This window comes from Natronogracilivirga saccharolytica, from assembly GCF_017921895.1.
Taxonomy (GTDB): Bacteria; Bacteroidota; Rhodothermia; order Balneolales; family Natronogracilivirgulaceae; genus Natronogracilivirga; species Natronogracilivirga saccharolytica.
This window is the reverse complement of record NZ_JAFIDN010000006.1, coordinates 12,542-29,919: the sequence shown is the minus strand read 5'-3', so window position 1 is coordinate 29,919 and position 17,378 is coordinate 12,542. Positions and strand designations below refer to the sequence as shown.

The window sequence follows — 17,378 nt, the reverse complement described above, 5'->3', positions numbered from 1 at the left end:
TCAAGGCAGTCGTTCGTGGAGATAGTCGCGCGATTCGTCTTCCTCCAGCGCTTTTTGCCACCAGTAATGAGCACGGTCTGGTTCGCCCAGCTTGTCATATACGTCGCCCATATGTTCCAGAACTTCGGCACTGGCCTCTCCGGTATCGATGGAAGCCCTGATGTATTCATGAGCTTTTTCATAGTCACCGAGCTTGTAGTAAACCCAGCCCATGGTGTCGAGGAAGGCGGCATTGTCGGGATTCAGTTCGAGTGCCCGGGTGGCCATCTCTTTGGCCTGCTGCAGCCGCTTGCCGCGCTCCGACAAATAGTAAGCGTAGTTGTTGAGTGCTGTATCGTTGTCAGAGTCCAGCGATATGGCTTCCTCATAGGCCTCGTCGGCGCGGTCCCAGTTTTCAAGCGATGCGTAAACATCGCCCAGTGTACCCAGGATGATTGACCGGAATTCGGACCGGGCCGGCATCCCGGATGCTTTTTTCAGCCAGTCTGCGGCCTCCTCTTTTTCTTCTTCCAGAAAGTAGGATCCGCCGACGAAAAAGAGGATGAACGGATCATCGGGCACAAACTCATCAGCTTCCTTTCCGGTTGAGATGGCTGCCTGGTAATCGCCGTCAATATAATATGTCTGGACCAGCTGCCGCCAGGCGGCATCATTCTCGGGCAGCAGACGTGTAGTTTCCCGGAGGTGGTGTATGGCTTCCCCGGGTTCATCAGCCAGGTTAAAGAACTCAGCGGCCATGGCATGAATCATGCCGTTTTCAGATTCGGACTCAAGCAGGGCAGCGACCAGGTCCTCTGTTGTATCTTTTAAAGCATCGTTTTCAGGGTCACTGGCATACCGGCTGATAACATACTGCACAATTTCCAGTTTGTCGGAGGTGTCAACGTCATTATCACGAATGAGTCCGCCAAGAAGCTCGCCGGCCCTGTCCCATTTTTCCTGCCTGATGTATATGTCAGCCAGGTTGATAAGGGCTTCCGGATGTCTTGGGTTGCGGTCCAGCGCTTTTTCGAGGGTCACACGCGCCTCATCCAGCTTGTCTTCTTCAAGGTAGAGCTGGCTGAGCATCATGAGTGTATTCATGTTGCCCTGGTTTGTTTCCAGCACCTTGTTGAGTTCATCAATGATGCCCCCGGTGTCTTCCAGCCTGGTGAAGTTGCTGATGCGCTGATAGTAAATGGAACGGTCCGGGCCGGTAAGATCGAGAATGCGCTGATAGGTTTTGTTTGAGCCTTCGTAATCCCCTTTTACGGATTGTACCTGCGCTTTGATGTAAAGCACATCCAGGTCGGATGGGTGATAAACCAGGATGGAGTCGAGCTGCTGTATGACATCCTCGTGGTTTCCCTGCGAGCGGTAACCGTCTACCAGTTTGAGCCGGTACCATTTGTTTTCCGGTTCCTGGTCGACCGCGCGCCGGGCGTAATAAAGGCCGTTGACATAATCGTCCATTTTGTAATAAAGTCCGGCCAGCGCATGATTCACACCCGGACTCTGGTACAGGATCGATTGCGCCCTGGTCAGATGCTCCTCGGCTTTCTCGTAATCTTCAAGTTCCTTGGCCGTAATGCCGCGAATAAAATCTTTTCTTGCTGCTGCTTCCACTTCCGTTAAAACATCACTGTGTACGCCAGCGGCGGAGGGCCGTGGCGTCTCTTCTGCACCGTTTGCCGCCGGCTCACTGCTTGAACAGCCCGCAACTAACACGGCAATCAGGAATGCGGAGAGCAGATGATAAGGAAGAAAGCGTATTAAAATGGACATCGGCTTTTCAGCTGAATAAACGTTTTGTAACTCGGTAATCCCTTTGAAGGTCAATCCCGATAAAAGTAACGATTTGTCAGCTCGTATGGTACGGGTTTTCGGGAAATAGCCGTAACTGTTTCTGCATCAGAACCGGCGGATAATTGCTTCGGTCTGTGAGACGTAGGAACCGCCGAACAGATTTACATGGACGAGAAGAGGATACAGATTGTAGATATCCACACGCTCTGAAAAACCGGGAGAGAGGGGGGATACTTCTTCGTAGCTCTTGTAGAAATCGGGGCCGAATCCTCCGAAAAGCCTTGTGAAGGCAAGCTCAGCTTCGGGGTGACCGTAATACACGGCAGGATCAATCAGCACGGGACGGTCCTGGTCATCGCACAGATAGTTTCCTCCCCACAGATCGCCATGCAGGAGTGATGGCGGCGCTTCTGGCATAATGTCAGGCAGCATTTTGTAAAGCCGCTCCAGGCAATTGCCGGTCTGGCCTGAGAAATGTCCTTTTTCACGTGCCATCTTTACTTGCGGTTCAATCCTGCAGTCAATGAAAAAGGAAACCCAGTCATCGCGCCAGTCATTTATTTGCGGAAGCCGTCCAATGTAATTATTGTGGTCGAGTCCGTACTGTGAGGATGAGTTCTGGTGCATTCCGGCCAGTGCACGGCCAAAATTGTCATCAAAGATGCTGCTTTTGGATGCTTCCCTGATGAATGAGAGAACGAGCCAGGCTTGTCCGGATTCTTCGTCTTTCAAAATGCCGTGGACTTCCGGTATCTGAATGCCGTTGGCAGCTTCAGACAGCAGCCTGAGGCCGCGGGCCTCCTTTTCAAACATATCAAGCAGACTGATGCGATTCTCCTTGACGAAGAAATCCGATCCGTCTCCGAGTGTGACCCGGTAAGTGTCGTTGATACAGCCGCCGCCGACAGCCGCCACGCCGGAAACGCCGCTTCCGAATTGTTCATTGAAATAATGGTCAACTGTCTGTGCGATCTTCATAGTTTGTGCTGCGTTAGAGTCCGTGGTGCGTTCAGTCCTTAATGAATGGTTTGATTTGCCCGAGCAGGTGTTCACTGCTGCGCATTACAACCTCAAATACCAGTTCGAATCCATTGATGCCGCCGTAATAAGGGTCCGGCACCTGGCCGTCTTCCGGAAACGGATCAAAATCGCGCATCAGGTAAATGTTGTTATGGAACTGCTTTTTGCGGTCCAGGTTCTTCAGGTCCCGCAGGTTTTCCTTGTCCATGGCAATCACAAGATCAAAATACTCAAAATCGGAGTATTCGAACTTTCTGGCCCGTGAGTTGAGCTTGACGCCGTTTTTTTCCGCGATCATGCGGCTTTTGCTGTTTGCCGGCTCGCCGACATGGTAGGCCCCGGTACCGGCCGAATCAATTTCGACATAAGACTGAAGCCCCTCGCGATTGACAAGATACTGAAAAACCCCTTCTGCTGTCGGACTCCGGCAAATGTTGCCGAGGCAGACAAAGCAGATTTTCAGCGGGTTTTCACTGGTTATTTCCCGTAACGTCAATGTGGTTTCCGTTTGCATAAAGAGACAAGGATGTTGTGGTTAAATGTTTGAATTTACTTAATATATAATAATGTTTCCGGTGCCGGAGTTCTGAAGTTTACAAATTTATTCAATGTTGTCCCAAAAATCATACTCAAAGGGACTGCGGCCCAGGTGCTCTTTTTCATAGGCAATGGACTCGGCCATTTCGTGATCCGGATATTTGTCCAGAAACTGTTCGTAAGCCTCTTCGGCCCTGTCGTAGTCATGCATGTACTGTGATGCAGTGTAGCCGATGAGGAAAAGTGCAAACGGAGCGCGTTCATGCTCAGGCCAGGTGTCCACAAGCTGCTGCAGCGATTCCAGCGCCCCGTCAAAATCTCCCAGGGCCTCGGTTTGTATCATGGCAGCCCGGTAGACATAGTCCGCACTTTCGGGGTTGTCGGGATGGTGCTCTGCAAATTCGTGATAACGATCCACCATATCACGGGCCGCATCCAGATATGCATCCGATCCCCTTTTATCTTCCGTTTTTTCCTGGAAATCAGACCGCTTTTGCTCGATTTCCTGTTGCATGCGGTCTTCGCTGTACTCGCCTTCACAGCCGGAAACTGCCGTCAGTGCCGGAAAAAACAAGCTGAAAAGTAATAATCGGGCTAATCCGCGGTTTGGCATCTTATTTGATTTTACCGGTTTCAAGTGTGTTCCAAAGAGTCTTATCTTTATCTGATTATTTCAGAATCCGGATAAATATAACGAAAAAACAATTGCGGCAGCGTATGCCGGGTGGTACAGGTTAATCTTCAAAACTCAGCAGTTAGAATTTTATTTCGTATATTTACGCTCTTGTAAATATCCCGAAGCTGAGAATCCCTTCTCGACAGTATGAGTAAGAAATTCAAGGAAGTAAAACAGTTACAATATCCCAAAGCAGAACTCGAAGTTCTGGAGTGGTGGAAGGCGAATGATGTATTCAATCGCAGCGTATCCACCCGCAAGGATGGCATCCCCTTCACCTTTTATGAGGGTCCGCCTACGGCCAACGGCAAGCCGGGCATCCATCATGTGCTGTCCCGGACGGTCAAGGATCTTTTCTGCCGGTACAAGACATTGAAAGGGTGCAAGGTCGACCGCAAAGGCGGCTGGGACACCCACGGTCTGCCGGTTGAAATTGAAGTTGAGAAGGAGCTCAAGCTTCAGGGCCGGGAGCAGGTTGAGGAGTACGGCATCGCCGAATACAATGCCAAATGCCGAGAAAGTGTCCTCCGCTACAAGGGCGACTGGGACCACCTGACCAACCGCATGGGCTACTGGGTGGATCTGGACAATCCCTATGTCACATTCGACAATGACTACATCGAATCGGTATGGTGGGCGCTCAGGAAGATGTTTGACAAGGGCCTGATCTACAAAGGCTATAAAATCCAGTGGTATTCCCCCGGCAGCGGAACCGTGCTCAGCTCCCACGAAGTGAGTCTCGGCTACGAAGAGGTTCAGGACCCGTCCATCTACGTCACATTTCCAGTCGACGGCGAGGAGAACACCCATGTAATGGCCTGGACAACCACGCCATGGACACTCATATCCAACATGGTGCTGGCCGTTCATCCGGAATTTGACTATGTAAAAGCCCGGGTCGAGCATGACGGCCGGGAGGCATATTACTATATTGCCAAAGAGCTGGCCGGCAAGGTGCTTGGAGACGGCTACGAAGTGGTTGAGGAACTTAAGGGCGCCGATCTGGTGGGACGCACCTACGAGCCGATGTTCGGTTACGCGCTGAAGAAGATCTCAAGAAATCAGGCCTGGCGGATTGTTCCTGCTGATTATGTCACACTGGAAGAGGGTACCGGAATTGTGCACATCGCCCCGGCATTCGGTGCCGATGACTATGAAGTGTGCAAGAAAGAAGGCATTCCCATGTTCAATCCGGTCAGCCGGGACGGGCGCTTTGAAGATATTATCGATGATTTTGCAGGCCAGTGGTTCAAGGATGCCGACAAGGGCATTGCCCGGGACATAAAGGAGCGGGGCCGGATGTTCCGCCACGAGACCTACGTGCACAACTATCCGCACGACTGGCGCAAGGGTACGCCGCTGATGTCCTATCCCGTCGAATCCTGGTTCATAAAAACCACGGAAATCCGCGACCGGATGGTGGAACTTAACAAGAAAATCAACTGGAAACCTCCGGGGACCGGAACCGGGCGTTTCGGAGTCTGGCTCGAGAACAATGTCGACTGGGCGATTTCGCGCCAGCGATACTGGGGTACCCCGCTGCCGATCTGGGTAAACGAAAACAACCCCGAAGAGGTCGAAGTTATCGGAAGTATCGGGGAACTTCGCGAAAAAGGCGGCATTGATGAGGATACCGAACTGGATCTTCACCGCCCGTATATCGATGAAATTACCTGGAAGGCCAAAGACGGCGGTACCATGCGGCGTATTCCGGACCTGCTGGATGTGTGGTTTGATTCCGGTGCGATGCCATTTGCGCAGCGTCACTATCCCTTTGAAAACAAGTCGGAGTTCAAGGAGAATTTCCCGGCCGACTTCATCGCCGAAGGCGTGGATCAGACCCGCGGATGGTTTTACACCCTGCACGCCATAGCAACGATCCTTTTTGATTCGCCGGCTTATCACAACGTGGTTTCCAACGGACTTGTACTGGATGCCAAAGGCGAAAAAATGAGCAAGTCGAAGGGGAATACGGTCGACCCGTTTGACACGATCAGCAAGTACGGTGCCGACACGACCCGCTGGTACATGATGAGCAATTCATCGCCGTGGGACAATCTGAAGTTCAGTGAGGAGGGGCTTCAGGAGACCCAGCGCAAGTTTTTCAACACGCTGGTCAGCACCTACTCCTTCATGGCCATGTATGCCAACATCGACAAGTGGACCTATTCCGGCGTGCCGATTCCCTATTCCGAGCGCAGCGAGATCGACCGCTGGATCATTTCCCGGCAGTTTACCACCATCAAGAAGGTGGATACGTTCATGGATGACTACGAACCGACCCGCGCCGTGCGTGAAATCGAGCGGTTCGCTGACGATCTGAGCAACTGGTATGTCCGCCGTAGCCGGCGCCGTTTCTGGCGGGAAGGCAAGAGCCTGGACAAGACGGCCGCCTATCAGACGCTGTACGAATGCCTGGTAAATCTGGCAAAAATCGCCAGTCCGGTTGCACCGTTCATCACAGAATGGCTCTACCGCAACCTCAACACCGTCACGGAGTTTGAGGAGGATTCGGTCCATCTGACGTTCTATCCGGCGGTTGAGGAGACTGCGATTGACCGGGACCTGGAGTACCGGATGAGCATGGCCCGCACCATCACTTCGATCGTATTGCGGATTCGCAACCAGATCCGGATCAATGTCCGGCAGCCGCTGCGCCGCGTGATCGTTCCGGCCAATAATACCGAAGAGCGTTTGGCAATTGATTCCGTAAAAGGTATTATATTAGATGAAGTGAACGTTAAGGAGATTGAATATGTAAATGACGATTCCGGCATCGTACAGAAAAGTGCCAAGCCCAACTTCCCGGTTCTCGGCAAAAAGCTTGGAAAGCGGATGAAGCCGGTGGCGGCAGCCGTACAGAAACTGACAACAAAAGACATATCGGAATTTGAAGAAAAGGGTGAGTGGGTAGTAGACCTTGAAGATGGCGATCCCATAACCCTGAAAAAGGAAGACATCACGATTACCCGGCACGGACTGGAAGGCTGGTCTGTCGAGACGGAAGCAGGAGTTACGGTAGCGCTTGACACCGAGCTGGATGAAGAACTCATGCGGGAAGGGCTTGCCAGGGAAATTGTAAACCGTGTCCAGAACATGCGGAAGGAGGCCAATTTTGAACTTACCGATCGCATAGAAGTATATCTGGATGGTGATGATGAGGTTCAGGCCTCGGTTGATTCCATGAAAGAGTATGTAAAAAGCGAGACACTGGCAGAAGAGATCAGTTATGGACCTGCCGGTGAATCTGATTTCACCAAGCAGTGGGAAATAGACGGCAGAAACTGTACCATTGCTATTCAACGTAACACCAACTATTAATCCTCTGCAGCTATGAGCAAGGAAACCAACGAAAGCGGGGAGCGCGTATCCCCATACAGCGATGAGGAACTGGAGTACTTTCGCGGTATCATTTTGAAAAAACGCAAGGAAGCCGAGCAGGATCTGAACATTCTGATGGATGCACTCAAGGAGAGCACCGAGAATTCGTCGGATGAGTCGGCTTATTCGTTTCATATGGCTGATGCCGGCACGGATGCCCAGGAGAGAGAGAAGACCTACATGCTGTACAACCGCACCAGGAAGTTCATCAAATATCTTGATGATGCCATCGAGCGCATCAACAACAAGACCTATGGTGTCTGCAAGGTGACCGGCAAGAAAATTTCGAAAGGGCGCCTCGAAGCGGTACCCCATACCCAGATCAGCATCGAAGCCAAACTTAAAAGGCGATAACTGTTTTGAACCCCGTCGGGAAGAAGCTCTCGGTATTCGGCGGTGCAGCACTGATTGTCCTGATACTGGATCAGCTTACCAAGTATTGGATCCGCACCAGCCCCGAATTGCATCAGTACACACTGATCGAGGGGTGGCTTGCGTTCAATTTCACCAAGAATCCCGGCATGGCAATGGGCATTGACTGGGCCGATACCTGGGTCATCAGCCTCATCGCCATTGCGGCGACCATTGTGATTCTGGTCTACGTCTGGAAAACCATGAAGCCGGCCGGAACCGGCTATATGGTCTGCATGGGGATGATCATCGGCGGCGCGCTCGGGAATATCGCCGACCGCATTTTCATGGCCCGCGTGGGAGGCTACGGCGGCGTTCTGGACGGACACGTGGTGGATTTCATACATTTCAAGCTTGAAATCGGCAATTTTGCCGTTTTTCCTTACATCTTCAATGTGGCGGACAGCGCCATAACTGTCGCCATCGTGACGCTGATTGTTTTCTATAAAAAACTGATCCCCGAATACCAGACCGGGGCTTCCCCGAAAGAGAATCCTGTAAGCGGTAGTCCGGGCAATCCGCAAAAAGAGGATGAACGATGGGGGGATGAGCAGGCAGGTTCTCCTGATGAGATCGGCCCACAAGCCGGGGACTCACAAAAGGGAGCAGAAGCTCCAAAGCGGCAGAACTCACCGGATCGCTAATACTCCGCATCTGCAATGTCACGGAAAGACACGGAAAAAACGTCCCTGCTTATTGATCATTTCCGCAACCAGCGGTGCCGCGGTACGGTCGACACACCTGATCTGCAGCATGAAGTGGTGAACCGGAGGTGCGGCGACCGGCTGTCCTTTTCTGCCAGACTGAAAAATGACAGGGTTGACGAGTTGAAATTCGAAGGGGAGGGGTGTTTCTACTGCCTCGCATCGGCATCGATTGCCTGCAGTGAATTATCGGGGATGCAACTGCCGGATGCTGTCCGCAAAACAGCACAAATCAGGGCCTGGCTTGGCGGGGACGAGCGTCAGGCACCGGACTCTTTGGAAGCGGAACTGACCTCACTCGGGGAAATCAAGGCCTATCCGATGCGCATCGGATGTGTCGATCTGGCCTGGAAGGGACTGGAGACATTGCTGGCCTCGGGTACGGAAGACGGGTCCGGCAGCTGACGTCAGCACAAGCGGTGAATGACGTTCCGGTGAACGACTGCGGCAGGCAGGAGTGACTGCCGCAAAAGGAAAAGCTGAAGTCTTGAAGTCTGACCGCTGAACGCACTCTCAGTGAAGAATGCTTTTGAGCATGTCCAGCTGGTCATGCGGATCAATATTCTGAAGATCGTGCCCCATTTTGTCGCGCTTTGTCCGCAGGTATTTCAGGTTTTCGGGGAAGCTTTCAGTTTCGATGGGAACCCGCTCCACTATCTCAAGTCCGTATCCAACCAGTCCGACCCGTTTTGCGGGATTGTTTGTCATCAGCCGCATTTTGCTGACACCAAGTGAGCGCAGCATCTGGGCGCCGACTCCGTAATCGCGCAGATCGGATTTGAAACCGAGGGCTTCGTTCGCCTCGATGGTGTCCATCCCTTCTTCCTGGAGCTTGTAGGCGTGCAGTTTGTTGATCAGTCCGATGCCGCGGCCTTCCTGATTCATGTAAAGCACAACGCCGGCGCCTTCTTCTTCGACCATCCGCAGTGCCGTGTGCAGCTGTTCCCCGCAGTCGCAGCGTTTTGATCCGAAGACATCGCCGGTCATGCAAAGCGAGTGAACGCGCACGAGAATGGGGTCATCCTCTTCCCATGATCCCTTTGCAAGGGCAAGGTGCACGGCTCCGGTCAGCTTTTCTTCAAACGCATGCAGCCGGAAATCGCCGTAAATGGTGGGCATTGAAATATTGATCGCCTCCCGGACCAGGCTTTCGTGCTTCATCCGGTAACTGATCAGGTCATTGATGGTGATCAGTTTCATATCGAATCGCCGGGCTACCTCGATAAGATCATCCAGCCGTGCCATTGTGCCGTCATCGTTCATGATTTCACAGATGACGCCGGCAGGCTTGCATCCGGCCAGTTTCGCGAGGTCGATGGCCGCCTCGGTATGTCCGGCGCGGCGAAGCACCCCGCCTTCGCGGCTGATAAGCGGAAATATGTGTCCGGGCCGCCGGAAATCGGTCGGACTGGCGTCGGCATTCACAAGTGCCTGAATGGTTTTGGCCCGGTCGGAAGCCGAAATGCCGGTAGTGGTGTCAGGCCGGTGATCCACCGAAACAGTGAATGCGGTTTCCATCGAATCGGTGTTGTTGACCACCATGGGTTCGAGGTTCAGCTCATAGGCACGCTGCCGGGTGAGCGGAACGCATACCAGACCGCGCCCGTAGGTTACCATCTGATTGATGGATTCCGGCGTCACCTTCTCGGCCGCCATCACAAAATCGCCTTCGTTTTCGCGATCTTCGTCGTCAACCACAATTACCATTTTACCGGCGCGGATATCTTCTATGGCCGATTCAATGGTGTTGAATTCAAATGGGCTTTCGCTGGACATACGGATATTTAAACGGGAAACCGGGTTAATGCTGCCCGGAGAATACTGCTGTTATTTTTGCGGATTCACATCCACAATGGCATTCTTGAGCAGCTTGATTTTGACGTCCTTGTCGATCTCCATCATGATTGAGTCGTCTTCGATGGAAGATACGATTCCAACGACGCCTCCTGATGTAACAACTTTGTCGCCCTTTTTCATTTCCGAAACTTTTTTCTGAATCTCTTTCTGCTTTTTGGACTGGGGGCGAATGATAAACAGGTAGAATACCAGAAAAATAGCGGCAAGAAAGATGAGGCTGGTGAAGCCGCCGCCGCCACCTTCGGGATCAGCGGCAAAGAAAAAAAGTAATGTGTCCATAACCAATAATTACGTGCATTGTTTCAATTGTTACACAAATGTGCGAATAGCCTGAAATATACGGCTTTTACCCAGCTACTACAAAAGCAGGTGCACAGATCAATGAAAGGTCTTGCCGGCATTGAAACGGTCTTCAATCAGAGGAGCCGGATGGAAGCGTGCGCCATGAAGATCCCGACGGTACAGCAAACGGTCCCGGACCGAACGGATCCCTTCCTGATCCATATACCGGAACGGCCCGCCGCGGTAAGCAGGGAAACCCATGCCCAGCACCGCGCCAATGTCACCGTCGGAAGGCCTGGCTATAACCTTGTCCTGCAGACAATATGCCGCCTCGTTGATCATAACAAGCGTAATTCTGTCCATGATCTCCTTAAGCTGGAAATCCCGCCGCCCGGATTCGCCGAAGTAGGCATAGATTTCCTGATTGATCAGCTTATGATCCTGCCGGTTCAGAATCCCCTTTTTTTCACGATAGTCATAGAAGCCGCGCCGGTTTTTGCGTCCGGCAAATCCCGACTCGTACAGTCTGTGAATGCTTTGGTTGAGCGTAGTGCCGCGCTTGTTAAACACCGGAGCCATGGTTTCCATAACGTGGGAAACCACATCAATACCCACCTCGTCGGTCAGATTGACCGGGCCGACCGGAAAACCGAAATTTTTCATCGCCGTATCAATGATGCGTATGTCGGCGCCTTCTTCGATGAGATGCATCGCCTCGTTGATCATCGGCAGGACGATCCGGCTGATATAGAACCCCGGCTGATCATCCACAACGATCACATATTTGCCCTGGCGCAGGGCAATGTCGCATGTCGTGGCTACGGCTTTCTCGTCGGTCTGACGGCCCCGGATGATCTCGATCAGCGGCATTTTCCGGGCCGGAGAGAAATAATGCATGCCTACGACGCGCTCCGGGCGGCGGGCGGATGCGGCAATATCCGAGATCGGAATGGCCGATGTGTTGGATGCGAATACAGCGTCATCGGGCAGCACCTCTTCCGATTCAGCCAGCACGCGGCGCTTGAACGACAACTCTTCGAATACCGCCTCGATGACGAACGGAAGTCCGCGCAGGTCGTTGTAGCTGTCTGTGCAGTGAATGCCTGCCAGCAGCCGGTCCCGCTCAAACTCCGTTATGGCACGCGCCTGCACCCGTTTGGTCAGCTCATTCCAGGCGGCCTGCTTGCCACGGACGGCAGATGGAATGTCCCGGTCTTTCAATGTTACGGCAAACCCCCTGGCGGCACTTACCGCCGTGATTCCCGACCCCATCAGCCCGGCTCCCAGCACTCCGATGTGATCCACCTTTTGCGGCCGGGCTTTGGACGGATTTTTCCGTACAGCCTGGCGCTTGAAATAGCCAAGCACGAGCTGGCGGCTCTCGGGCGTAACCGCCAGCGCATCAAACGTCTCCGATTCAAACGCAAGGCCGGCCTCCGGCCCGTGCTTCAGTCCGTGACGGACACATTCCAGAATGGCTTTCGGCGCCGGATAACGACCGCGAGTCTGCTTCTGAATGTCACTTTCCGCTCTGTTGAACAAAATCCGCCGGGCTACCGGATTGCCGCGCATCGTCCCGAGGACTTTGGAAACCGCACCCTTCTGCCGGATCTCATCCTTGCTGTCCATCAGCATCCGGGCGGTATTCCGGGCGGCCTTCATCAGGCCCGGGACATGGATAAGCTCATCCACCAGGCCGGTTTCGAGTGCCTCGCGGGGATAGACGGTCCGGCCGGTCAGAAGCATCGAAAGCGCCTCAGAGGTGCCGATCAGGGCGGGCAGCCGCTGGGATCCGCCGGCGGCCGGACACAAACCCAGATTGACCTCCGGCAGTGAAAAACGCGTGGTCGGGTCATCGGTGGCGATCCGGTAGTCGCATGCAAGCGCCACTTCCAGTCCGCCGCCCAGCGCAGGTCCGTGGATGGCTGCAACGACCGGGACGGGCAGCTGCGAGAGCCGCGTGAGCAGCGAATTGGCTTTCCGGCTGAAGGCAAGCGCGTCACCCTTTTTCCGGAAGCCAAGCAGAAGCCGGATATCGGCGCCGGAAATGAAGCGGTCCTGTTTTCCGCCGGTTATGATGAGTGCGCGGATCAGTTCATCATGCTCGAGATTGTCCAGCACCTCATCAAATTCGGCTATCAGCTGACTGGTGATGGTGTTGACCCGGTTTTGGGGCTGATCCACCGTCAGTGTCGCAATATGATCTTCTACCGTCAGTTTGAGCGTCTTCATGATGCCGTATTCTGATTATCGGATGATGGGGTGCCTGACTGCTTTGGTCCTGATTTTTGGGATTCCGTTTTTTTCGTTTGTGATTTTCCGGATGATGATTCCCCGGCTTTTCCGGATGACGCTTTGCCTGCGGACCTTTGTGTGCCTTCCGTTTTTCCTGTTTTTCCGGATGGCGCCTTGCTGGCAGATGTCCGCGTGCCGGTCGCTTTTGAGGATGAGCTCTTCCGGGAAGCGGCTTTTTGAGTGGTGGTTTTTCGGGATGATGCCCCGCGTGCGCTTTTATTCCCGGATCCGGCATCCATGGCCTCAAGCAGCATGGCATGGCCGTGACCGCCGCCGCCGGGAGAGGCAACAACCGCATATCGTCCATTGCCCCGCGTGAGCCGGTTCGCAGCGGTCGTCAGAAGCCGGCCGCCGGTTGCACCGAACGGGTGTCCGAGTGAAAGCGATCCGCCAAGCGGGTTCAGCGACCGCAGGGGCAGGGGAACCGGGGATGAGGCAAGCGCCTTCAGCAGGGCAATGATCTGAACGGCAAAAGCTTCGTGCACCTCGAACACATCGATATCACCCGGATTGATACCCGACTGCTCAATCAGCTTTGGGATGGCGTGTGCGGCACCGGTGAGCATATCGTCGGCAGGGTGCGCCGCGGTCCAGCTCCGGGATGCAATCCGGACACGGGGCGTCAGGCCCAGTTCAGCCGCCTTTTCCTCGGTCATGATCAGCACTGCCGAGGCGCCGTCGGCAGGAAAGAATGCGTTTCCGGTGGTAACCGTGCCATGTTTTTTGGTGAAGGCGGGTTTCAGAATAGACAGGCTTTCCGGAGTGAAGTCGGCACGGAACCCGTTGTCGCGGGTGACCGCTTCAAATCCGGGCTGGCTCGCAACCGGAATCAGTTCATCGTCAAGCAACCGGCTTTCGTTTGCTTTTACGGCACTTTGATGGGACCGGACCGCGTACGCATCCTGCTCCTCCCGGGAAACTCCAAGCCGGTCCGCAAGCCGGTCGGCCCATTTGCCCATCGTCTCCCCGGTGCTGACTTCCCGCAGGAGAGGCAGCTCTTCGGGCCTCCTGACGGATGAAAACGAATCGGCACCGCCGGCAATGACCACATCCGCCCCGCCGGAAAGGATCTGACCGATACCGCCGGCAATCGCCTGCTGGGATGAAAGGCATGACATCGAGACGGTATGCGCGGGAACGGAGGCCGGCAGACCGGCGCCCAGGGCGGCTTCACGGGCCAGGTTTCCGGTTTCGGTATCCGGAAATGCGGTGCCCATAATCACATGGCCGATCTGATCGCCTGCGATTTTTGTGCGGTTAAGCAGGCCGCGGATGGCAAAACGCGCGAGGTCGCGGGAGCGGAAGCTGCGATAGCCGGTTCCGGGTATTTGAAATGGTGTCCGGCAGCCGTCAATCAGGACGATATTACTTCGTTTTCTGGAGGTGCTCATAAAAAGCAGAATTTGGCAGTGAAAGAAAATTTGAAGCAATCTCAGCAATGCTTTCTGTATAATAATCACCTGAGTGATAAAATTGCAGAAGAATTTCGGGCGGACTGGTCCGGAGTATGTCATCAGCCGGGCACGTGGAAAAACCGCTTTTCTGGTTCATGAGCTTGCATTTGTCCCGAAATTGCGTTATAGTATTCACTAACCGGAACGGAAAAATATTGACTTGGTCCGATGATCTGAACGTTATTCACAGCTGAGTCCGGGACAGAATCGCGCATTTACCTGCCGGCAATCATGATTACAAGGACAAGGCAGAGATACACACCAGAGTACTTTTTTTCGCACCAATAAAGGGACAGGCCATGACAAAAGATGTGCAGAAGAGAGTCAAAAAAGTGATCGCGAAAGTACTGGAAATACCCGAAAATCAGATCACCGAGGATGCCAATTTCATCTTTGACCTCGGTGCCGACTCCATGCAGAGCATGGAGCTTGTTGCCGCATTTGAAGAGGAGTTCGACATCGAAATGGATGAGGAGAAGGCGCTGGACGTGCAAACGGTATCGGAGGCTGTAGAATTCATCTCCGGATACCTGGAAAAATAGCTTCATCAGACAATGCGGTACGATTCCGCGTGTCAGCCGGCTGCTGCCGCAACACAGCCATGCGCCGTGGCACATTTCACGGAATTGCCGTCAGCGCCCGCCTGATAAATATCACAGCACTATCCCGGTACCCGGAGTCTGTCCGGCAGCGGGTCACCGGCGATGCACCCGCCTTTGCAAACACATTATCCGGAACACTGCTGAAATACTCTGTTCCGGTCCAACCCGAAAACCCGGAGCGTCCGTATGAGTAAAACATACGCCGACAGAGCAAAAGGGCTGGAAACCATGTTCCATCCCCAGTCCATAGCCGTGGCCGGTGCCAATAACGTGATCGGTACCGTTCCCGGCGATATTTTCCGCAACCTTCTTAAAACCGAATTCCAGGGGATGCTTTATCCCGTCAGCCCGGGCCAGAAGCACATCGCCTCGGTCCGGTCCTGGAAGTATCTTATCGATATCGAAGACCCGGTCGATGTAGCCGTGATCGTGTTCCCGAGCGCCGTGGCGCACATGGCGCTGGAGCAGTGCGGACAAAAAGGCATCAAAAATGTGATCATCATTACCGCCGGCTATCGTGAGATCGGAGGCAAAGGCAGCGAGCGCGAGCAGCAGCTGCTCGACATCGCCGAAAAGTACGACATCAACTTCATCGGACCGAACTGCCTGGGCATCATCAATACCGACCCCGAAGTGATGATGAACGCATCGTTCGCCCGTCAGATGCCCGATGAAGGACGTATCGCCTTTCTGTCTCAAAGCGGAGCGCTCTGTACGGCGGTGCTGGACTATGCCCGCGCCAAGCACATCGGGTTCTCAAAATTCGTCAGCCTCGGCAACAAGGCACAGATGAGTGAGATCGAGTTCCTGCACTACCTCAAGGATGATCCCAAAACCGATGTGGTGCTGCTTTATCTGGAGGATATTACCGACGGGCCGGCACTGATGGATGCGGCGCGCGAGGTGATTGCCGCCAGAAAACCGGTGCTGGCCATAAAATCGGGCCGGACCGAACTCGGGGCGTCGGCCGCGCTGTCCCACACCGGATCGCTGGCCGGCAGCGACGGGATCTGCGATGCGGCATTCCGGCAGGCAGGAATCATCCGGTGCAACGACATCGAAGAGATGTTCAACAAGGCGATCGCGTTCGCCTATCAGCCGCTTCCGGAAGGCAACCGCGTGGCCATCGTCACCAACGCGGGCGGACCCGGCGTACTGGTGACCGATGCGGCTGTGAGCGACGGTCTCGATGTGCCGGGCTTCACCGAAAAAACGGCCGCGCTGCTGAAGAAAAAGCTGCCGGCTACGGCCAATACGAAGAACCCGGTGGATGTCATCGGTGATGCGCGGGCCGACCGCTACAATGTGGCCATTTCCGCCGTACTTGAGGATGAAAACGTCGACGGCGTTTTTGTCATTCTGACGCCGCAGTCGATGACCGAAATTGAAAGCATTGCCGAAGAGATCTGCGTGGTTGCGGACAAATACGGCAAGCCGATCTACACCTCCTTCATGGGCGAGTCGGATGTGGCAGAGGGGATCGATATCCTTCAGAGAAACCACATTCCGCACTATATCCTCGCCGAGTCGATGAGCGGAGCGTTTGCCGCGGCCTGGAATTTCCGGAAGGCCGGGGATGCAAAGCAGGAACCGCCCGCAGCGTTCAAAGACGTCGACCGCGAAAAGGCGCACCGCATTCTCGATAAGGCGGCTGCCGGCGGTCGCGGAATGCTTCCGGAGCATGAGGCCGTAAAGGTGCTTGAGGCTTACGGACTTCCGCAATATCAAAGCGAAGTAGCCAAAACGCCCGATGAGGCGGCAGAGGCCGCCGGACGCATCGGTTTCCCGGTGGTACTGAAGATCATCTCGGAAGACATTGTGCACAAATCGGATGTGGATGGTGTCGTTCTGAATCTCTCTTCGGGCGAAGAAGTCCGCGAAGCGGCGGAAAACATGCTGCAGAAGATCAAAAAGCAGCAGCCGGAAGCCGGCATCGAAGGATTCTTCATCCGCAAGATGATTCCGAAGGGAGAAGAGACTATTTTGGGAATCAAGCGGGACCGTACGTTCGGACCGGTCGTGATGTTTGGTTACGGCGGGATTTTTGTCGAAATTTTCAAGGATGTCGCGTTCGGCATTACACCGGTTGATCCGAAGACGGTGGACCGGATGATGTCGGAACTCAGGGCGGCGCCGCTGCTGAAAGGCGCGCGTGGAAGAAAACCCAGGGACACCGCCTCGGTTCGGGAGGCCATCCAGCGGCTTTCGCAGCTGGCCGAAGAGTGCCCGCAGATCCGCGAGCTGGACATCAATCCGCTTCTCGTTCTGGATGAGGGACAGGGCAGTTTTGCCGCCGACGCCAGGATCGTACTGCAGGACGGCGGGTGATGCGGGTGCGGAAACATCCGGTGAGGAAACATCCGGGCCGGAAGGG

15 protein-coding genes are annotated in these 17,378 nt (G+C 54.2%); 7 read left to right on the top strand and 8 right to left on the bottom strand.

What is annotated here, in order from left to right; translation table 11 throughout:
- The 4 genes from NATSA_RS08765 to NATSA_RS08750 form a co-directional block, all read right to left on the bottom strand.
- On the bottom strand, positions 1-1,764 hold the full coding sequence (locus NATSA_RS08765; protein ID WP_210511757.1) for a tetratricopeptide repeat protein: 1,764 nt from the start codon (positions 1,762-1,764) through the stop codon (positions 1-3).
- A gap of 126 nt (positions 1,765-1,890) precedes the next feature.
- Positions 1,891-2,763 carry a fructosamine kinase family protein gene (locus NATSA_RS08760; RefSeq protein WP_210511755.1) on the bottom strand — a complete coding sequence of 291 codons (873 nt, stop codon included), beginning with the start codon at positions 2,761-2,763 and terminating at the stop codon, positions 1,891-1,893.
- A 31-nt stretch (positions 2,764-2,794) separates the two neighbouring features.
- Positions 2,795-3,319, bottom strand: a complete 525-nt coding sequence (locus tag NATSA_RS08755) for a low molecular weight protein-tyrosine-phosphatase (RefSeq protein WP_210511753.1) — start codon at positions 3,317-3,319, stop codon at positions 2,795-2,797.
- Between the two features lie 87 nt (positions 3,320-3,406).
- A complete protein-coding gene (locus NATSA_RS08750; protein WP_210511751.1) occupies positions 3,407-3,955 on the bottom strand; it encodes a tetratricopeptide repeat protein in 549 nt (182 codons plus the stop codon).
- A 210-nt stretch (positions 3,956-4,165) separates the two neighbouring features.
- Here NATSA_RS08750 and ileS point away from each other — a divergent pair, with 210 nt between their 5' ends.
- The 4 genes from ileS to NATSA_RS08730 are packed head-to-tail and all read left to right on the top strand — an operon-like array spanning position 4,166 to position 8,919.
- Positions 4,166-7,339: an isoleucine--tRNA ligase gene (gene ileS, locus NATSA_RS08745; protein WP_210511749.1), complete on the top strand. Its 3,174-nt coding sequence runs from the start codon at positions 4,166-4,168 to the stop codon at positions 7,337-7,339.
- Between the two features lie 12 nt (positions 7,340-7,351).
- Positions 7,352-7,753: a TraR/DksA family transcriptional regulator gene (locus tag NATSA_RS08740; RefSeq protein ID WP_210511747.1), complete on the top strand. Its 402-nt coding sequence runs from the start codon at positions 7,352-7,354 to the stop codon at positions 7,751-7,753.
- Positions 7,754-7,758: 5 nt separating this feature from the next.
- Entirely contained in the window at positions 7,759-8,454 is a 696-nt protein-coding gene (locus tag NATSA_RS08735) for a signal peptidase II (protein WP_210511744.1), read from the top strand.
- Between the two features lie 15 nt (positions 8,455-8,469).
- Entirely contained in the window at positions 8,470-8,919 is a 450-nt protein-coding gene (locus NATSA_RS08730; RefSeq protein ID WP_210511742.1) for an iron-sulfur cluster assembly scaffold protein, read from the top strand.
- A gap of 108 nt (positions 8,920-9,027) precedes the next feature.
- On the opposite strand, the gene NATSA_RS08725 is transcribed toward NATSA_RS08730, so the two are convergent.
- The 4 genes from NATSA_RS08725 to NATSA_RS08710 form a co-directional block, all read right to left on the bottom strand.
- Positions 9,028-10,290: a bifunctional 3,4-dihydroxy-2-butanone-4-phosphate synthase/GTP cyclohydrolase II gene (locus tag NATSA_RS08725; RefSeq protein ID WP_210511740.1), complete on the bottom strand. Its 1,263-nt coding sequence runs from the start codon at positions 10,288-10,290 to the stop codon at positions 9,028-9,030.
- Between the two features lie 51 nt (positions 10,291-10,341).
- Positions 10,342-10,650, bottom strand: a complete 309-nt coding sequence (yajC, locus tag NATSA_RS08720) for a preprotein translocase subunit YajC (protein WP_210511739.1) — start codon at positions 10,648-10,650, stop codon at positions 10,342-10,344.
- 99 nt (positions 10,651-10,749) lie between these two features.
- Entirely contained in the window at positions 10,750-12,885 is a 2,136-nt protein-coding gene (locus tag NATSA_RS08715) for a 3-hydroxyacyl-CoA dehydrogenase NAD-binding domain-containing protein (RefSeq protein ID WP_210511737.1), read from the bottom strand.
- Positions 12,882-14,339 carry a thiolase family protein gene (locus NATSA_RS08710; RefSeq protein WP_210511735.1) on the bottom strand — a complete coding sequence of 486 codons (1,458 nt, stop codon included), beginning with the start codon at positions 14,337-14,339 and terminating at the stop codon, positions 12,882-12,884. The genes NATSA_RS08715 and NATSA_RS08710 overlap by 4 nt, the downstream gene beginning before the upstream one ends.
- A gap of 362 nt (positions 14,340-14,701) precedes the next feature.
- Between NATSA_RS08710 and acpP the strand changes: the two genes are divergently transcribed.
- Genes acpP through NATSA_RS08695 form a run of 3 tightly spaced genes read left to right on the top strand, consistent with a single transcriptional unit; the run spans position 14,702 to position 17,332 of the window.
- Positions 14,702-14,944: an acyl carrier protein gene (gene acpP, locus NATSA_RS08705; protein WP_210511733.1), complete on the top strand. Its 243-nt coding sequence runs from the start codon at positions 14,702-14,704 to the stop codon at positions 14,942-14,944.
- 59 nt (positions 14,945-15,003) lie between these two features.
- Complete coding sequence (locus NATSA_RS08700; RefSeq protein WP_210511731.1) at positions 15,004-15,198, top strand: hypothetical protein; 195 nt, start codon at positions 15,004-15,006, stop codon at positions 15,196-15,198.
- Positions 15,191-17,332, top strand: coding sequence for an acetate--CoA ligase family protein (locus NATSA_RS08695; protein WP_210511729.1), 2,142 nt, complete (start codon positions 15,191-15,193; stop codon positions 17,330-17,332). The genes NATSA_RS08700 and NATSA_RS08695 overlap by 8 nt, the downstream gene beginning before the upstream one ends.
- Positions 17,333-17,378: the final 46 nt, after the last annotated feature.